Genomic DNA, 15,136 nt, shown 5'->3' with positions numbered 1-15,136 from the left:
CGGCTGCCCGAGGACCGGATTCCCGAGCTGGGCACCCTGGCGATCGAGGCGGCGAAGGAGATCGCGCCATTCCTGCCGCCGGACCGCCTCACTCGCTACTGACCCCCAACGCCCGCGCCGTCAGCGAAGCGAGATGCGCAGGCTGATGCTCGGACAACTGCCGAATCTGCGTCCGGCAGCTGAACCCGTCCGCATGCACCACCGTCCCTTCCGGCGCCGCACGGAGCGCAGGCATCAGCTGGTGCTCCGCGACCGCGACGGAAACGTCGTAATGCCCCCGCTGGAACCCGAAATTCCCCGCCAACCCGCAACAACCCTCACGCAGCACTTGCGAATGCTCGGACAACCGCCCGAGCAACTGCGAATCGGCGTCGTAGCCGAGGTCCGCGTGCTGGTGACAATGCACCTGAGTGAGCACCGGCACCGCGGACTTCGTCAACACGGGAAGCTCGCTGTCCCCGACATGCTCCGCGAACGTCCGGACACTGCGCTTCAGCAAGGCCGTCCGCGGGTCCTCCGGCAGCAGCTCCGAGCCATCCTCCCGCAGGGTCGCGGTGCAGCTCGGCTCCAGGCCGATCACCGGAATTCCCTGCTGCAGCCACGGATCCAGCGCATCGAGCGACCGCCGCAACACCCGGCGTGCGGCGCTCAGCTGGCCGGTGCTGTGCCAGGTCAGTCCACAACAGACAGTCCGCTCCGGGATGACCACCTCGTGGCCAAGGGCTTCCAGCACGGCGACCGCGTCCCGGCCGACCTGGGGGTCGAAGAAGTTCGTGAAGGTGTCCGGCCACAGCACGACTTTCGACGAGGACGTCACCCGCTCCCGGCGGCGGAACCACGAAGCGAACGTCGGCGACGCGAGTTGCGGCAAAGCGCGTTCGGCGGCGATCCCGCCCAGGCGGTTCAGAACCGGCCGGAGCGGGCCGCCCGCGACGGCGTTGATCGCGCGGGCGAACGGGGCGCCCAGCCGGAGCCATCGCGGCAGCGCGCCCATCGTGTAGTGCGACATCGGGCGGATCCGTCGCTCGTAGTGGCGGCTGAGGAATTCGGTCCGGTAGGAGGCCATGTCGACGCCGACCGGGCAGTCGGATTTGCACGCCTTGCAGCCGAGACAGAGGTCGAGCGCGTCGCGGACTTCGGGTGAGCGCCAGCCGTCCTCGATGACGTCTCCGGCCAGCATTTCGAACAGCAGACGCGCCCGGCCGCGGGTCGAGTGTTCTTCCTTGCCGGTGGCGCGGTAGCTCGGGCACATCATCCCGCCCGACGCGGAGACGCATTTGCCCACGCCCACGCATCGCCGGGACGCCGCGGCCAGGTCGCCGTCGTCGGCGTGCAGGGCGAGCCGGGCCCGGGTCGGCAGGATCGGCGGGGCGATGACCGTGCGCAGATCGGCGTCCAGCGGCGCGGGATCGACGACGCGGCCGGGGTTCATGCCGTTCGTGGGGTCGAAGGCGGCTTTGAAGTCGGCGAACGCCTGCATCAGCCGCGGCGAGAACATCAGCGGCAGGAGTTCGGCCCGCGCTTGGCCGTCGCCGTGTTCGCCGGACAGCGAGCCGCCGTGGGATACCACGAGTTCCGCGGCCTCGACCATGAACGACCGGTACGCTTCCTTCGCTTCCGGGGCGGCCATCGGGAAATCAATCCGCACATGCAGACAACCGTCGCCGAAATGGCCGTAGACCACGCCTTTCCGGCCGTGCTTGTCCAGCAGCAGGTCGAATTCGCGCAGGTACGCGCCGAGCCGGTCCGGCGGGACCGCGGAGTCCTCCCAGCCGGACCACGCCTCGGAGCCGTCCGCCAGCCGCGTCGCGAGACCGGCGCCTTCTTCCCGGATCCGCCAGAGTTTCCGCTGGGCAACAGGATCCTCCACGACCAGCGACGAAGCGCCGACCTGCGGAGCGCGCGCGGCGACCTGGCGGGCGACGGCCAGCGCCTCCGCCGCGTCGTCACCGCCGGTTTCCAGGTACAGCCACGCCATTCCGTCCGGCAGGGTGCTGCGGTCGCCGGGTTTCCGGGCGTCGAGAGCAGCGACCAAACCGGCCTCGATGCCTTCCATGGTCAGCACCGGCAGGTCGAGCAGCGACGGGACCGCGTCGGCGGCGGCGATGCTGTTCTCGAAACCCAGCACGGCGAGGGCGCGCGTCGCCGGGATCGGGGCCAGGTCGACGACCGCGCTCAGCATCGTCACGCAGGTGCCCTCGGAGCCGACAAGGGCCTTCGCGACGTCGAAACCGTTCTCCGGCAACAGGTATTCGAGGTTGTACCCGGAGACTCGCCGGGGCAGTTTCGGATAGCCGAGCCGGATGTCGGCCAGGTATTCGTCGCGCAGGTCCCGCAGGCCGCGGTAGAGCGCACCGACCGAATCCGAGCGGGCGCAGAGTTCCTCCAGCTCCGCCGGTGAAGTGGGACCGACCTCGAGCCGGGTTCCGTCGAGGAGGGCGATTTCCAGCGCGCGGACGTTGTCGACCGTCTTGCCCCAGGCCACCGAATGCGAACCGCAGGCGTTGTTGCCGATCATGCCGCCGATCGTGCACCGGCTGTGCGTCGACGGGTCCGGGCCGAAGGTGAGCCCGTGCTCGGCGGCCCGTTCGCGCAGCCGGTCCAGCACGAGACCGGGTTCGACACGCGCGGTGCGGGCGGCGGGGTCGAGGTCCAGCACGCGGTTGAGGTGCCGGGTGAAGTCCAGGATCACCGCGCGGTTCGCGGCCTGCCCGCCGATGCTCGTCGCCGCGCCGCGCGGGAGGACGGGCGCGCCGTGGTCCGCGCACACCCGCAGCGCCGCCACCACGTCGTCCGCGCTGCGCGGCCGCACCACGAGCAGCGGGACGTGCCGGTAGTTCGACGCGTCGGTGGAGTGGGTGGCGAGCGTGGCCGGGTCGCCGGCGACCTCGCCGGACACCGCCCGCGCGAGTGCTTCCTGCAGTGCCGATTGCGAACGGGCTCGGGCCGGCATGGGCGTCTCCTGGGAAATCGGGGGTTCACAGCGCCGCGGTCGCCGGGCTACCGTGAAGGCTCGCCACATAGTGGATATAGCTTCCACATGTTGTCAACATCGACGTGAGGAGTGGTCTCCTTGACCGACATGCCCCGCAACGAAAGCGTCTTCACCTGGGCCGCGCCCCCGCTGAAGTTCGGTGCCGGCGCCCTCGACGAGCTGGGCGCGGAGGTGGCCGCCCGGCAGGCCAGGTCGTGCCTGATCCTCACCGACCCCGGCGTCCGCGCCACCGGCATCCCGGACCGGGCGCTCGACTCGATCCGCGCGGCCGGCGTGAAAAGCGAGATCTTCGACGGCGTCGGCGTCGAACCGACCGACGCGAGCATCGACGAGGCCGTCGCCTACGCCCGCCAGCAGGAATGGGACTGCTTCGTCGCGATCGGCGGCGGCTCGGCGATCGACACCGCCAAGGCCGTCAACCTGCTGACCACGCACCCCGGCGAACTGCTCGACTTCGTGACCCCGCCGATCGGCGCGGGCAAGGCCCCGTGGCTGCCGCTGAAGCCGCTGATCGCCGTCCCGACCACGGCGGGCACCGGGTCCGAATCGACCACGATCTGCGTCGTCGACCTGCTTGGCCTGCACCTCAAGGCCGGGGTGAGCCACCCGTCGCTGCGCCCGTCGCTGGCGGTCGTCGACCCGCGCACGACGATCAGCCTCCCCTCGGCGGTCACCGCGGCCAGCGGCATGGACGTCCTCTCGCACGCGCTGGAGAGCTACACCAGCGTCGCGTTCGACGCGAAGCCCGCGCCGGAAGACCCGATGAAGCGACCGGCGTTCTGCGGGTCCAACCCGATCAGCGACGTCTGGTGCGAGATGGCGCTGACGTTGGTGGGCAAGCATTTGCGCGCCGCTGTCCTCAATGGACGCGACCTGACCGCGCGCACCCAGATGGCGCTCGCGTCGACCTACGCCGGAACCGGATTCGGCAACGCCGGCACCCACCTGCCGCACGCGAACGCGTACCCGATCGCCGGCGCGGTGAAGCAGTACCGCGCCGAGGGCTACCCGGAGATGCCGATGGTCCCGCACGGCCAGGCCGTGTCCGCGACCGCCGCCGAGGTCTTCCGCTGGACCTATCCCTCGGCGCCCGAACGGCATCTGCACGCCGCGCACCTGCTGTCCGGCGGCCAGACCTTCACCGCCACCGACGGCGCCGACGCCCTCCCCCACGTGCTCGCCGAGCTGATGGCCGACATCCAGATGCCGAAGGGACTGCACGCGTTCGGGTACGGCGACGAGGACATCGACACCCTCGTCGACGGCACCCTCAAGCAGACCCGTCAGCTGGCTGTCGTGCCCCGTCCGGTCACCCGGGCCGCGCTCGAAGACATCTTCCGCCGTTCGCTCTGACCCTCGGGAGTTATCAATGGCGACAACTCCGGAAAAGAGCACCGACGTCCGCCTGGTGGTCGCGTCGAGCGTGTTCGGCACGACCGTCGAGTGGTACGACTTCTTCCTCTACGGCACCGCCGCGGGACTCGTCTTCAACAAACTGTATTTCCCCGGCTCCGATCCCCTGGTCGGCACCGTGCTGGCCTTCGCGACCTTCGCGCTCGGCTTCCTCGCCCGCCCGGTCGGCGGGTTCGTCTTCGGCCACCTCGGCGACCGGGTCGGGCGCAAGAAGATCCTCGTCGCGACCATGCTCATCATGGGCACCGCGACCTGCCTCATCGGGCTGCTGCCCGACTACCGGATGATCGGCCCGGCCGCCCCGATCATCCTCGTCGTCCTCCGGCTGGCCCAGGGCGTCGCGGTCGGCGGCGAATGGGGCGGCGCGGTGCTGATGGCCACCGAGTACGCCCCGGCCGGGAAACGCGGGCTCTACGGCAGTTTCCCGCAGATCGGGCTGGCCATCGGGCTCACGCTGGGCACCGGCGTGCTGGCGCTGCTGAACGCGGTCACCAGCGACGAGGCGTTCCTGTTGTGGGGCTGGCGAATCGGCTTCCTGCTGTCCGCCGTGCTGGTGGTGGCGGGCCTGCTGATCCGGGTCAAGGTGATGGAAACCCCGGCCTTCCGCACGATGGCGGCCGAGGAGTGCACCGCGACCGTGCCCGCCGTGGAACTGGTCCGCGACCGGCTTTCCCGGCGGCACCTGCTGCTCGGCATGGGCAGCCGCTTCACCGAGGGCGTGGCGTTCAACGCGTGGGCGGTCTTCGTGATCTCCTACGGCAGCGGAACGCTGAAGCTGGACCGGCAGCCGCTGCTGGTCGGCGTGATGATCGCGGCCGCGGTGATGGTGGTGTTCATCCCGGTGTTCGGCCGGGTTTCCGACCGGCTCGGCCGACGCCGGACCTTCACCACCGGAGCCGTGACGACGCTGGTGCTGGCGATCCCCGCACTGGCGGCACTGCACAGCGGCAATCCGGTGCTGATCACGCTCTCGCTGATCGCGGTGCTGGGCATCAGCTACCCGGTGATGTACGGCCCGCAGGCGGCGTTCTATGCCGAACTGTTCCCGATTTCGCGGCGGTGCACCGGGATTTCGGTGGTGTACCAGCTTTCCGGCGTCGTGGCTTCAGGGCTGACCCCGCTGATCCTGGCGTATCTCGCCGGGAAGACCGGCACGACCGGCATCCTGGTCTACCTCGCCGCGACGACGGTGGTGAGCGTGGTCTGCACGCTGGCGATCCGGCAGAGCGACCTGTTCGAGGACGACGAGCGGATTTCCGCGCCAGTCAAGGAGGTTCCCCGGTTCACCTGAGCGGCGAGCCTCGTGAGCGGCGGTGCCGGCTCTCACCGACACCGCCGCTCACGAGGCCGGACCGGCCGCCTCGGTGAGCTGCTCCCGCAGCGTGCCCAGCGTCCGGGCCAGCAACCGCGAAACCTGCATCTGCGACAGTCCGACCCGTTCGGCGATCTGGCTCTGCGTCATGTTCGAGAAGAACCGCATGACGACAATCGCGCGCTCCCGTTCCGGCAGGCTCCGCAGCAGCGGCTTGAGCGTTTCCCGATCCTCGAGCTTCTCGATTTCCGGATCCTCGTCGCCGAGGGTGTCGGCCAGCGCGATCGAGCCGCTGTCGTCGTGGGCCGGATAGTCGATGGACGCAGCCTGGTACGCGTTCCCGGCGTGCAGGGCCTCGGTGACCTCGTCCAGATCGAGGTCGAGATGGTCGGCGAGTTCGCGCGCGGTGGGCGCGCGGCCGAGGCGCTGGCCCAGGTCGGTGGCGGCCTGGCCGATCGTCACGTGGAGTTCCTTGAGCCGCCGCGGGACGCGGACCGACCAGGTGTGGTCGCGGAAGTACCGGCGGACCTCGCCCATCACCGTCGGGACGGCGAAGGCGACGAAATCCGTCTGCCGCGCCGGGTCGTAGCGGTCGACGGCGTTGATGAGGCCGATCCGCGCGACCTGCAGAAGGTCCTCGGACGGCTGGCCGCGCCGGGCGAAGCGGCGGGCGATGTGCTCGGCCAGCGGGAGGTGTTCCTCGATGAGGCGGCGGCGCAGCCGGGAGTGCTCGTCGGTGTCCTCGGCGAGGCGGCTGATCTCCTCGAACAGCACCGCGCAGTGGCGGTAGTCGTCGCGCCGGGTGCGGGTCATGGTCGCCGCGGTCATGTAAATCCTCCTGACAGCCGAAGGGAACGTGACTCGTGTAGTGCCATGGAGCGCATCGCGTCGCCGACGCTAATCATCCTTAGTGGACAGTGCTCGGCGCCGCAAGGCGAGCAGGCGGCGGCTCCGCGTGCTCGCCGGGGCGCCAGGCAGCCGGAGTGTCATGGCCGGGTGGTACCCGCCCGAGAGCAAGATCAATCAGGCGGCCACCCGAATGGGGGCTCAAGTCACATCGCGCCGACGCGGCAGAGTGGCGCGATCGCCGACGGAACGCAAGACCGGCGGGGCGAGCTGCCCGATGCGGTGACCGTCCCTCGCGCGATGCGGTGACGAACCGGAGAATCTGCGGAACGACGCTGGCACCGGCGAAATAGCGGAGAACGACGAAATCCACTCCGGAATCGGTTTCGATCGCGGTCAACCATCCGTGGACTTGGGTCGAGAGCGCAGCATTGCGGACGTCTCCCCAGCGGGAAGAATCAGCTTCCGGACCGCCATCGCCCGCGCACCGAACGGCGGTCGGCGCGGCTGAGCACACCCGAGGTGTCGCGCGTCCAGTGTCCGCCGCGGGAATCGGTGAAGGACAGGCCGGGCACGGCGGCCGCGGAGTACAGGTCGTCCACCGGCATGGCGTCCTCGCCGAACGGCAGCGCGCGGACGGCGGTCGCGCCCGGCGGGATGATCGCGAGCCGGGTGCAGTGCGGCTCGTCCTCGTCCGGACGGTTGACTTCCAGGGAGCAGTCGAACACCGGTGCATCGCCGCTGTTGTGCGCGCACACGACGTAGTCCTCGTCCCGGTCGTGCCGAGCGCCCTCGTCGAGCCACGCGGAGACCGACTGCGCCTGCTGCTCCTGCCGGACTTCCGCCTGGTCTTTCCGGTTGAGCAGCATGATCCACACATACGAGGCGAACCCCAGCAGCGAGCCCGCGCTCCCGATCGCCGATACCCACGTCGCGGTCAGTTGTGATCCCATTTCCGCTGATCTTCCCCGATCCGGCCGCGCTGAAACCCCCGTCCGGCAGAGGTTTGGACCTTCACCGGCCGGGGTACCAAGAGCGCGGCGCGGAACCCCTTCCGCTCCCAGACTTTCGTTGCCGCGGGGACGCCGGTGGTGCCAAGACACCGCCGGCGTTTCTGCTGTCCACAGTGGACTCAGACGCTCAGGTCTTCAGCCAGGCAGGACGAGTGCCCTTGCACAGCGTGCGCCATTCTTCGTCGAACCGGTCCTGCACCATCTTCGCCGCGGCTTCGTCCCGACCGTAGAGGAGACCGAAGGTGAACGTGTTCTGGTTCTCGCTGAAGCCGTCGATCGCGAAGTGCCGCAACATAACTCGGTCGACCACGGTGTCCTGATGCTTGCCCAGCGTCTGCTGCACCGCCTTGACGTGCTTGCGCCACGTGCGCAGCTTCTTGCCGAACACCGGCCGGACGGCGTCGGCAGCGTAGCGAGCGCGCTTGGCCTTCTTCCGGACGTTGTGCAGGGCCTTCTCCAGCTCAGTGCCGCTGAGCCCCTCCGTCGCCGCGGTGGCTCGAGAGAGCTTGCGCGCGGTCTTGCGCAGGGGTTTCCGCAACGCCTTCTTGCCCGCCGGGCGCATCGTGTCGAGCAGCGCGGCGATCGATCCCAGCAAGGTCACGTATCGGGTGCTGGACAAGGCTTCCGTCGCACGGGCCAGTTCAGTTTGGGAGGTGCGGGCGAAGTCGCGGGTCAGGTATTGCCGCAGTGGTCCGAAAATCAGCTCCGGCGGGACCTCGTCGAGACAGGATTCGAGGCGCGCTTGGCTGACCTCGGTGTCGCGCGCGGGGGCGAGTTCAGTTCCGAGCCACTTCAGTTCCGCCGCGATCGCGTTGGCCTTCTTCTTGCCCACCAAGGATTTGAACGTCTGAAGCGCGCTCCGCAGCTTCCGCGCCGCGACCCGGAGCTGGTGCACCGAATCGTCTTCCCCGACGCGAAAGCCCAGGTCAGCGCGACGCAATCGCTCGAATTGCTCGCGCAGGTACGCAGCCAGGACCTCGTTCGAGCCACGCTTGCCTTCGGCGGTGTCTCCGATCAGGCGTTGCAGCTTCGACGGCCACCAGGCGTTCTCGGCACCGCGCTTCCGCAAGGCGCGATCGAGCCGGTCGAGCAGCTCAGGTCCCGCCTCGACGTCCAGCTCGCGCCAGCGGTCCAGCCGAACCGCTTGTCCCCCAAGGAATTCTCCGGTGACATGGTCGTCCGCCAGCGTCGCCAGGGTCCGGCCGGACGCGTCGGCCAGACGGTGTGTGAACCGGTCGGTCCGCAGTTGCGCGACCGGACGCAGCTTGCGGTCCAGCGTGTACGCGCGGACCAGCTTCACGACGGGCGCAGGCATCGTCGAGTCGTCGAGCGGAAACCGCAGCTCGTGAGCGGACGTTCTCAGGCACCACCCGGTGTCGCTGCTTCTTCGCAGCGTGAGCCCGGCTCTGGTCAACCGGAAGTCCTTGGTGTCGTAGTAAACGGTCTCCAGCGTCCGCTCGGCGGGTGCTTCCTGCGTGATCCCCTTGCCCGCCAGCTGCGGCACCCGGGCTTTCAAGCTCAGCTCGTACTTGCGTCCGGACTCTGCACTTCGCATTCCCCGCTCCTTCAGTCGTTGTCGGCGGCGCCGGCGACGGCCTCGGCGATCGCGGGCACCAGGCCCTCGTCGAAGACGCTGGGCACGATGTGCTCCCGGTCGAGATCGTCGCCGACCGTCTCGGCCAGCGCGTGCGAGGCCGCGAGCAGCATCCGCGCGGTCACCTTCGGGGCGCCGGAGTCGAGCAGCCCGCGGAACATCCCCGGGAACACGAGGACGTTGTTGATCTGGTTGGGCAGGTCGCTGCGGCCGGTCGCGACGATCTCCGCGTGCTCGTGCGCGGCGTCCGGGTCGACCTCCGGATCGGGATTGGCCAGCGCGAACACGATCGCCCGGTCGGCCAGCCGCGCGAGGTCGTCGCCCTTGAGCAGGCCGCCGACGCTCACGCCGACGAAGACGTCCGCGTCGCGCAAGGCGTCCTGCAGGCTTCCCTGGACCGCGTCGCCGCGGTTGGTGTTCTCCGCGAGCCACTGCTTCTCGCCGGTCAGATCGCGTTCCCCGTGCAGGACGCCTTTGCTGTCGCAGACCACGATCCGCTCCGCGCTGAAATCGGCTTTCAGCAGCAGCCTGGCGATCGCGGACCCGGCAGCGCCCGCTCCGGAAATCACCACCGAGGTGTCCCCTGGCGTGCGGTCGGTCAGCTTCAGCGCGTTGTGCAGGGCGGCGAGCACGGCTATCGCGGTGCCGTGCTGGTCGTCGTGGAAGACAGGAATGTCCAGCTCGTCGTGCAGCTGCCGCTCGACGGTGAAGCACCGGGGCGCGGCGATGTCTTCCAGGTTGATCGCGCCGAAGGACGTCGCGAGGTCCTTGGCCGTGCGCACCAGGTCTTCCGGCTCGCGGCTGGCCGGGCAGATCGGCCACGCGTCGACGTCGGCGAAGCGCTTCAGCAGCGCCGCTTTGCCCTCCATCACCGGCAGCGCGGCGGCCGGGCCCTGGTCGCCGAGCCCGAGCAGCGCGGAACCGTCGGAGACGATCGCGACGGAGTTGCTGCGCACGGTTTCCCGCGCCAGCACCGAGGGGTCCTCCGCGACGCGCTTGGCCAGCTCGGCGACGCCGGGCGTGTAGTGCTCGGCGAGGTCGTCGGCGTCGTCGAGCCGCACTCGGGTGGTGACTTGGATCTTTCCGCGACTGCTCATGGCAGCCGGATACCCGGCCGCGCGGCGGCGGAATCCTGCTCGGTACGTGAGGGGAACCCTCATTGAACTGCGCCCCGGAAGTTGGACTGGGAATCCAGTTCCAGCTGTCCGGGGAGTGGTTCGTTGCATCCACACAGTTCGTTGTCTGAGTGGCAGCGGGCGTCCGCTGTTGCGTTGTTCGAGGACGGGTATGGCGCGAAGGCCGTGGCGTCCCGGTTGGGGGTGTCGGCGGGTGCCGTGCGACGCTTGCGTGATCGTTGGAGGCTGCGGAGCGCGGGAGCGCTGATGAACAAGCCAGGCAGGCGGTCGTTCGCGTTCGAGTTCAAGCTGGAGGTCGTGCGCCGGTATGTCGGCGGCGAGGCGACCGCGGCCGAGCTGGCGCGCGAGCACGGGCTGTCCTCGCCCAAACTCGTGGAGAACTGGGCGCGGGCGTATCGGCGCGAGGGCGAGGACGCGTTGCGGCCCAAGCCGAAAGGCCGTCCGCCCGGTGTCGCGGACTCGCCGGGTCCCGGCGAGCTGGAGCGGTTGCGGGCGGAGAACCTGCGGCTGTCGGCGGAGAACGCCTACCTAAAAAAATTGCGGGCCTTGAGGGAGCAGGGGCGAGGGTGAAAACCCAGGCCGTCGCCGCCCTCAAGGCCGACTATCCGCTGCCGGTGCTGCTGGCGGTCGCGGGCCTGGCCCGGTCGACGTTCTTCTACCACCAGGCCCGGCCCGACCGGCCCGACCCGCACGCCGGGCTCAAGGCCGCGATCGCCGAGGCGTTCGAGGCCGCCCGCGGCCGCTACGGGCACCGGCGCGTCCACGCGGTCCTGGTCCGCGCCGGCTGGCGGGTGGCGAAGAAAACCGTGCGCACGCTGATGAACGCCCTCGGCCTGGTCTGCCAGGTCCGGCGGCCGCGCCGGCGCCGGACCTGGCCCGGGCAGCCCGGCACGGCCGCCGAGAACCTGCTCAACCGCGAGTTCGGCGCCGACGCCCCGGACACCAAATGGGTCACCGACGTGACCGAGTTCCGCATCGGCGACCGCAAGCTCTACCTCTCGCCCGTGATCGACCTGTTCGACCGGTCCGTGGTCGCCTACGCCTGCGGGCCGTCCCCGACGCTGGAGCTGACGAACTCCTCGCTGCGCGCCGCGATCGCGACCCTGCCCGCCGGAGCCCGCCCGCTGGTGCACTCCGACCAAGGCTTCCAATACCAGCACGCCTCCTGGCGCACCCTGCTCGCCGACGCCGGCCTGACCCAGTCGATGTCCCGGCGAGCCACCTGCCTGGACAACGCCGTCGCCGAGAACTTCTTCGGCCACCTCAAAGAAGAACTCTTCCACCACACCAAGTTCGACACCGTCGACACGTTCATCACGGCACTGCACGACTACATCGACTGGTACAACACCACCCGCATCTCCACCACGCTCCAAGGCCTGAGCCCGGCCGAATACCGAGCCCAGACCCCCGCCGCCTAACCTCTACATAACCAGTCCAACTTCCGGGGCCCAGTTCACATTGACTCTGATTCCCTCAGGGTTCCCCTCACGTACCGGGAAGACCCGCGCCGGGCGCCGTCAGTCGAGCACGAGCGCCGCGTCCGGTTCGGTCACCCGGAAGCTGAAGCTTTCCTCCAGGTACAGCGTGAGCGTCTCGGCGTCGTGGTGGCGGTAGCCGACCGAGAGGTCCTGGCCGAGTTCCAGCACGAAGTCGCCGCCCGCCAGGCTCAGCACGACCGCGCCGGTCAGCCCCGGCGTGCGCTTGACCCGGCCGCCGCCGAGGGCCCGGCGGAGGTGGTCGAGCACGAGCAGGCCGCCGTGTTCGGTGCTCTCCACGATGGCGGTGTAGCCGTCGGGGTTGATCGCGAGCGCGTACGGTCCTTCGATTCCGTTGCACCGCAACGTGTTCACCGCGTTGGCGACCACGTGCGGATAGCGTTCCGGATCGGTGCCCAGCGTGCCGTGGTCGTACGGGCTCGCCTCGACGATGCCGGTGATCCCCGCCTCCGGCCAGCCGTGGAACACCGCGCGGTTCTCCAGCAGGCCGACCTGCGCGGCGGCCTGGTCGAGGTCGTCGAACTCCAGGTCGTCGGCGCCGCGTTCGGCGTCCTCGAGTTCCTTGCGCTCTACGGTGAACGGCACGCGCACCTCCACCAGCGGCAGCACCCGGCGCTGCTGCGCGAGGGTTTCGCGTTCGCGGGCGGTTTCCGGCGGATCGACGCGCCGGGTCCGGCCGAGGGAGGTCGCCGAGTGCGTCCAGCCGTGCGGGCCCTCGACGTCGACCATCTTGCGTGCCGCCAGGTGCGTCGCCAGCCGTTCCCGCGCCTCGTCGTCGATCTGCTTCCAGCCCTCGGCCGGGATCGGTGCGAGCTCGCGCATCAGGTGGTTCATCATGCTCCCTTCAGGCTGCCGATGCCCAGCGAACCGTCGTCCGGCGGGGTCTTGCCGGCTTTGCGCTCCTGCTCCTCGACGTAGCGCTCCGGGTCGACGTCCCCGGTGTCGATGCCCTTCCCGCCCTCGTGCTCGGCCTTGAACGCCAGGAACTTCCGGCCGAGTTCCTCGCGCAGGCCCGGGTCGGCGTGCTTGCGGAAATCGGCGAGCGCGTCGTCCTCCTCCTCGGCCATGTGCTCGCTGTTGGCGGTGCGGGCCTGCCGGACCGCTTCGAGCCAGGCCGCGCTGCCCGCCGGGTGGCGGCGGGTTTCGGCGACGGCGTCGCGGATCTCGTTGTGGTCGCCGACCGCGTCGAGCGTCTCGTCTTCAGCGTCGGCGCCGCGCTGGATCAGCTCGGGGTAGAAGACCGCTTCCTCGGCGGCCGCGTGCAGGTCCAGCAGGTCGGCGAGCGGTTCCCAGGCCCGCGCCAGCTCGTCCGGGCCGTCGAGGTCGTCCAGTGCCGCGAACGCCCGCCGGAACCGCTCGTGATCGTCGAGGATCAGGCTGGTGATGTCCGTCATGGCCCTCGACGTTAGCTCTCCCGGCGGCGGCGCGCTCGTCGTGTTTGCGCGAGGCTGCTTGCGGGTAACGGGATCCGATGGTCGCGCGTCAGGAACCGGGAGCCGAGCCGCCGGACACCACCAGCCTCGACAAGCTCCGCCGAGCAGCCAGTGAATGTCGCGGCTGCGGGCTTTACCGCGACGCCACGGCGACGGTTTTCGGCGTGGGCGCCAAGCGCGCGGACATCTTCGCCCTCGGCGAGCAGCCCGGCGACCAGGAGGACCGGCGCGGCGAACCGTTCGTCGGACCGGCCGGGAAGCTGCTCGACAAGGCGCTCGGCGACGCGGGACTGGACCGCGATTCGCTGTATCTGACCAATGCGGTCAAACACTTCAAGTTCAAGCTCCGCGGCAAACGCCGGATCCACGAAAAGCCGGCCCGATCCGAGGTCGTCGCGTGCCGGCCCTGGCTGGTGGCCGAACTGCAAGCGGTACAGCCGCGGCTCGTGCTGCTGCTGGGCGCGACGGCGGCGCAATCGGTGTACGGCAGCAGTTTCCGGCTCACCCAGCATCGCGGCGAACCGCTGGATCCGCCGGAAGAATTCGCCGAACTGTTCGCCTCGGCGGTCGCCACCGTGCACCCGTCCGCCGTGCTGCGCGCGCCCGACCGCGACACGGCGTACGACGAGTTCGTCGCCGACCTGCGCGGCCTCTGACGTTTGCCGCTCCCGGCAAGGGGAATCCGGCCGCCATGAAAGCAGTGACCTGGCACGGCAAGCGGGACGTGCGAGTCGACCACGTCCCTGACCCGAAAATCGAGGAGCCGACCGACGCCGTCGTGCGGGTGACCTCGACCGGCATTTGCGGGTCCGACCTGCATCTCTACGAGGTTCTCGGCCCGTTCATGACCGAGGGCGACATCCTCGGCCACGAACCGATGGGAATCGTCGAGGAGGTCGGCAGCGGCGTGAGTTCGCTGAAGCCCGGCGACCGCGTGGTGGTGCCGTTCAACATTTCCTGCGGGCACTGCTGGATGTGCGAGCGCGGGCTGCAATCGCAGTGCGAGACCACCCAGGTCAAGGACCAGGACAAGGGCGCGGCGCTCTTCGGCTACACGAAGCTCTACGGCCAGGTGCCCGGCGGGCAGGCCGAGTACCTCCGGGTCCCGCAAGCGCAGTACGGGCCGATCAAGGTGCCCGAGGGCCCGCCGGACGAACGGTTCGTCTACCTGTCCGACGTGGTCCCGACTGCGTGGCAGGCCGTGCAGTACGCGGACATCCCCGACGGCGGTTCCGTCGTGGTCTTCGGCCTCGGCCCGATCGGCCAGATGTGCGCGCGGGTCGCGCTGCACCAGGGCGCGGGCGAGGTGATCGGCGTCGACCTGGTGCCGGAGCGGCTGGCTCGGGCCCGCGCACACGGCGCGACGACGCTGGACCTGCGCGACCACCGGCAGATCGGCGACGCGATCCGCGACCTCACCGGCGGCCGCGGCGCGGATTCGGTGATCGACGCGGTCGGCATGGAAGCGCACGGCGCGCCGATCGGGAAACTCGCGCACAACCTGGTCGCGCTGCTGCCGCAGACGCTGGGCGCGAAGGTGACCGAGAAGGCCGGGATCGACCGGCTGAGCGTGCTGTACGCGGCGATCGACAGCGTCCGGCGCGGCGGCACGATCTCGCTGTCCGGCGTGTACGGCGGGATGGCCGACCCGATCCCGATGATGGAAGTGTTCGACAAGCAGATCCGGTTGCACACCGGGCAGGCGAACGTGCGCCGATGGATCGACGACGTCCTGCCGGTGCTCACCGCGGACGGGGACCCGCTGGGTGTGGAAGGCTTCGCGACGCACAAACTCCGGCTGACCGACGCGCCGCGGGCCTACGAGATGTTCCAGAAGAAACTCGACGGAGTGCAGAAGATCCTGCTCGAACCAGCGGCGTAACGGGGCGCGTCCG

13 protein-coding genes and 1 pseudogene are annotated in these 15,136 nt (G+C 69.8%); 7 read left to right on the top strand and 7 right to left on the bottom strand.

Annotated elements, in window-relative coordinates; translation table 11 throughout:
• Nucleotides 1–88 precede the first annotated feature (88 nt).
• Nucleotides 89–2,953, bottom strand: coding sequence for an FAD-binding and (Fe-S)-binding domain-containing protein (locus DMP23_RS12150; protein ID WP_337821086.1), 2,865 nt, complete (start codon nucleotides 2,951–2,953; stop codon nucleotides 89–91).
• Between the two features lie 129 nt (nucleotides 2,954–3,082).
• On the opposite strand from DMP23_RS12150, the gene DMP23_RS12145 reads away from it, so the two are divergent.
• Nucleotides 3,083–4,348 (top strand): hydroxyacid-oxoacid transhydrogenase, encoded by a 1,266-nt coding sequence (locus DMP23_RS12145; RefSeq protein WP_107050982.1) that lies wholly within the window; start codon nucleotides 3,083–3,085, stop codon nucleotides 4,346–4,348.
• A gap of 16 nt (nucleotides 4,349–4,364) precedes the next feature.
• The gene (locus DMP23_RS12140; RefSeq protein ID WP_337821085.1) at nucleotides 4,365–5,699 is read left to right on the top strand and encodes an MFS transporter; all 1,335 of its coding nucleotides are present in this window, start codon (nucleotides 4,365–4,367) and stop codon (nucleotides 5,697–5,699) included.
• Between the two features lie 48 nt (nucleotides 5,700–5,747).
• Here the strand turns inward: DMP23_RS12140 and DMP23_RS12135 are convergent, their stop codons facing one another.
• From DMP23_RS12135 to DMP23_RS12120, 4 genes are all read right to left on the bottom strand, one after another.
• Nucleotides 5,748–6,548 carry a SigB/SigF/SigG family RNA polymerase sigma factor gene (locus DMP23_RS12135; protein WP_037810723.1) on the bottom strand — a complete coding sequence of 267 codons (801 nt, stop codon included), beginning with the start codon at nucleotides 6,546–6,548 and terminating at the stop codon, nucleotides 5,748–5,750.
• 476 nt (nucleotides 6,549–7,024) lie between these two features.
• On the bottom strand, nucleotides 7,025–7,519 hold the full coding sequence (locus DMP23_RS12130) for a hypothetical protein (RefSeq protein WP_337821084.1): 495 nt from the start codon (nucleotides 7,517–7,519) through the stop codon (nucleotides 7,025–7,027).
• Nucleotides 7,520–7,706: 187 nt separating this feature from the next.
• The gene (locus DMP23_RS12125) at nucleotides 7,707–9,134 is read right to left on the bottom strand and encodes a CYTH and CHAD domain-containing protein (protein WP_337821083.1); all 1,428 of its coding nucleotides are present in this window, start codon (nucleotides 9,132–9,134) and stop codon (nucleotides 7,707–7,709) included.
• An 11-nt stretch (nucleotides 9,135–9,145) separates the two neighbouring features.
• The gene (locus tag DMP23_RS12120) at nucleotides 9,146–10,270 is read right to left on the bottom strand and encodes an NAD(P)-dependent malic enzyme (RefSeq protein ID WP_337821082.1); all 1,125 of its coding nucleotides are present in this window, start codon (nucleotides 10,268–10,270) and stop codon (nucleotides 9,146–9,148) included.
• 81 nt (nucleotides 10,271–10,351) lie between these two features.
• On the opposite strand from DMP23_RS12120, the pseudogene DMP23_RS48035 reads away from it, so the two are divergent.
• From DMP23_RS48035 to DMP23_RS12110, 3 genes and pseudogenes are all read left to right on the top strand, one after another.
• A pseudogene (locus tag DMP23_RS48035) lies at nucleotides 10,352–10,522 on the top strand (helix-turn-helix domain-containing protein); the annotation flags it as partial.
• Nucleotides 10,523–10,555: 33 nt separating this feature from the next.
• On the top strand, nucleotides 10,556–10,879 hold the full coding sequence (locus tag DMP23_RS12115; RefSeq protein WP_240691576.1) for a helix-turn-helix domain-containing protein: 324 nt from the start codon (nucleotides 10,556–10,558) through the stop codon (nucleotides 10,877–10,879).
• Nucleotides 10,876–11,730 (top strand): IS3 family transposase, encoded by an 855-nt coding sequence (locus DMP23_RS12110; protein ID WP_337819872.1) that lies wholly within the window; start codon nucleotides 10,876–10,878, stop codon nucleotides 11,728–11,730. Before DMP23_RS12115 ends, DMP23_RS12110 begins: the two co-directional genes overlap by 4 nt.
• A gap of 99 nt (nucleotides 11,731–11,829) precedes the next feature.
• Here DMP23_RS12110 and DMP23_RS12105 read toward each other — a convergent pair whose 3' ends face one another.
• Both DMP23_RS12105 and DMP23_RS12100 read right to left on the bottom strand, forming a co-directional pair.
• Nucleotides 11,830–12,630, bottom strand: coding sequence for a family 1 encapsulin nanocompartment shell protein (locus DMP23_RS12105; protein WP_337821081.1), 801 nt, complete (start codon nucleotides 12,628–12,630; stop codon nucleotides 11,830–11,832).
• An 11-nt stretch (nucleotides 12,631–12,641) separates the two neighbouring features.
• Entirely contained in the window at nucleotides 12,642–13,202 is a 561-nt protein-coding gene (locus DMP23_RS12100) for a hemerythrin domain-containing protein (RefSeq protein WP_134728980.1), read from the bottom strand.
• A gap of 77 nt (nucleotides 13,203–13,279) precedes the next feature.
• Here DMP23_RS12100 and DMP23_RS12095 point away from each other — a divergent pair, with 77 nt between their 5' ends.
• Both DMP23_RS12095 and DMP23_RS12090 read left to right on the top strand, forming a co-directional pair.
• Nucleotides 13,280–13,897, top strand: coding sequence for a UdgX family uracil-DNA binding protein (locus DMP23_RS12095; protein ID WP_337821080.1), 618 nt, complete (start codon nucleotides 13,280–13,282; stop codon nucleotides 13,895–13,897).
• A 35-nt stretch (nucleotides 13,898–13,932) separates the two neighbouring features.
• Nucleotides 13,933–15,123, top strand: a complete 1,191-nt coding sequence (locus DMP23_RS12090; RefSeq protein ID WP_337821079.1) for a zinc-dependent alcohol dehydrogenase — start codon at nucleotides 13,933–13,935, stop codon at nucleotides 15,121–15,123.
• Nucleotides 15,124–15,136 lie beyond the last annotated feature (13 nt).

Source organism: Amycolatopsis sp. A1MSW2902, assembly GCF_017312175.1.
Classification (GTDB): domain Bacteria; phylum Actinomycetota; class Actinomycetes; order Mycobacteriales; family Pseudonocardiaceae; genus Amycolatopsis; species Amycolatopsis nivea.
The sequence above is the reverse complement of the archived record's forward strand: the minus strand, read 5'-3'. Positions and strand labels throughout refer to the sequence as shown.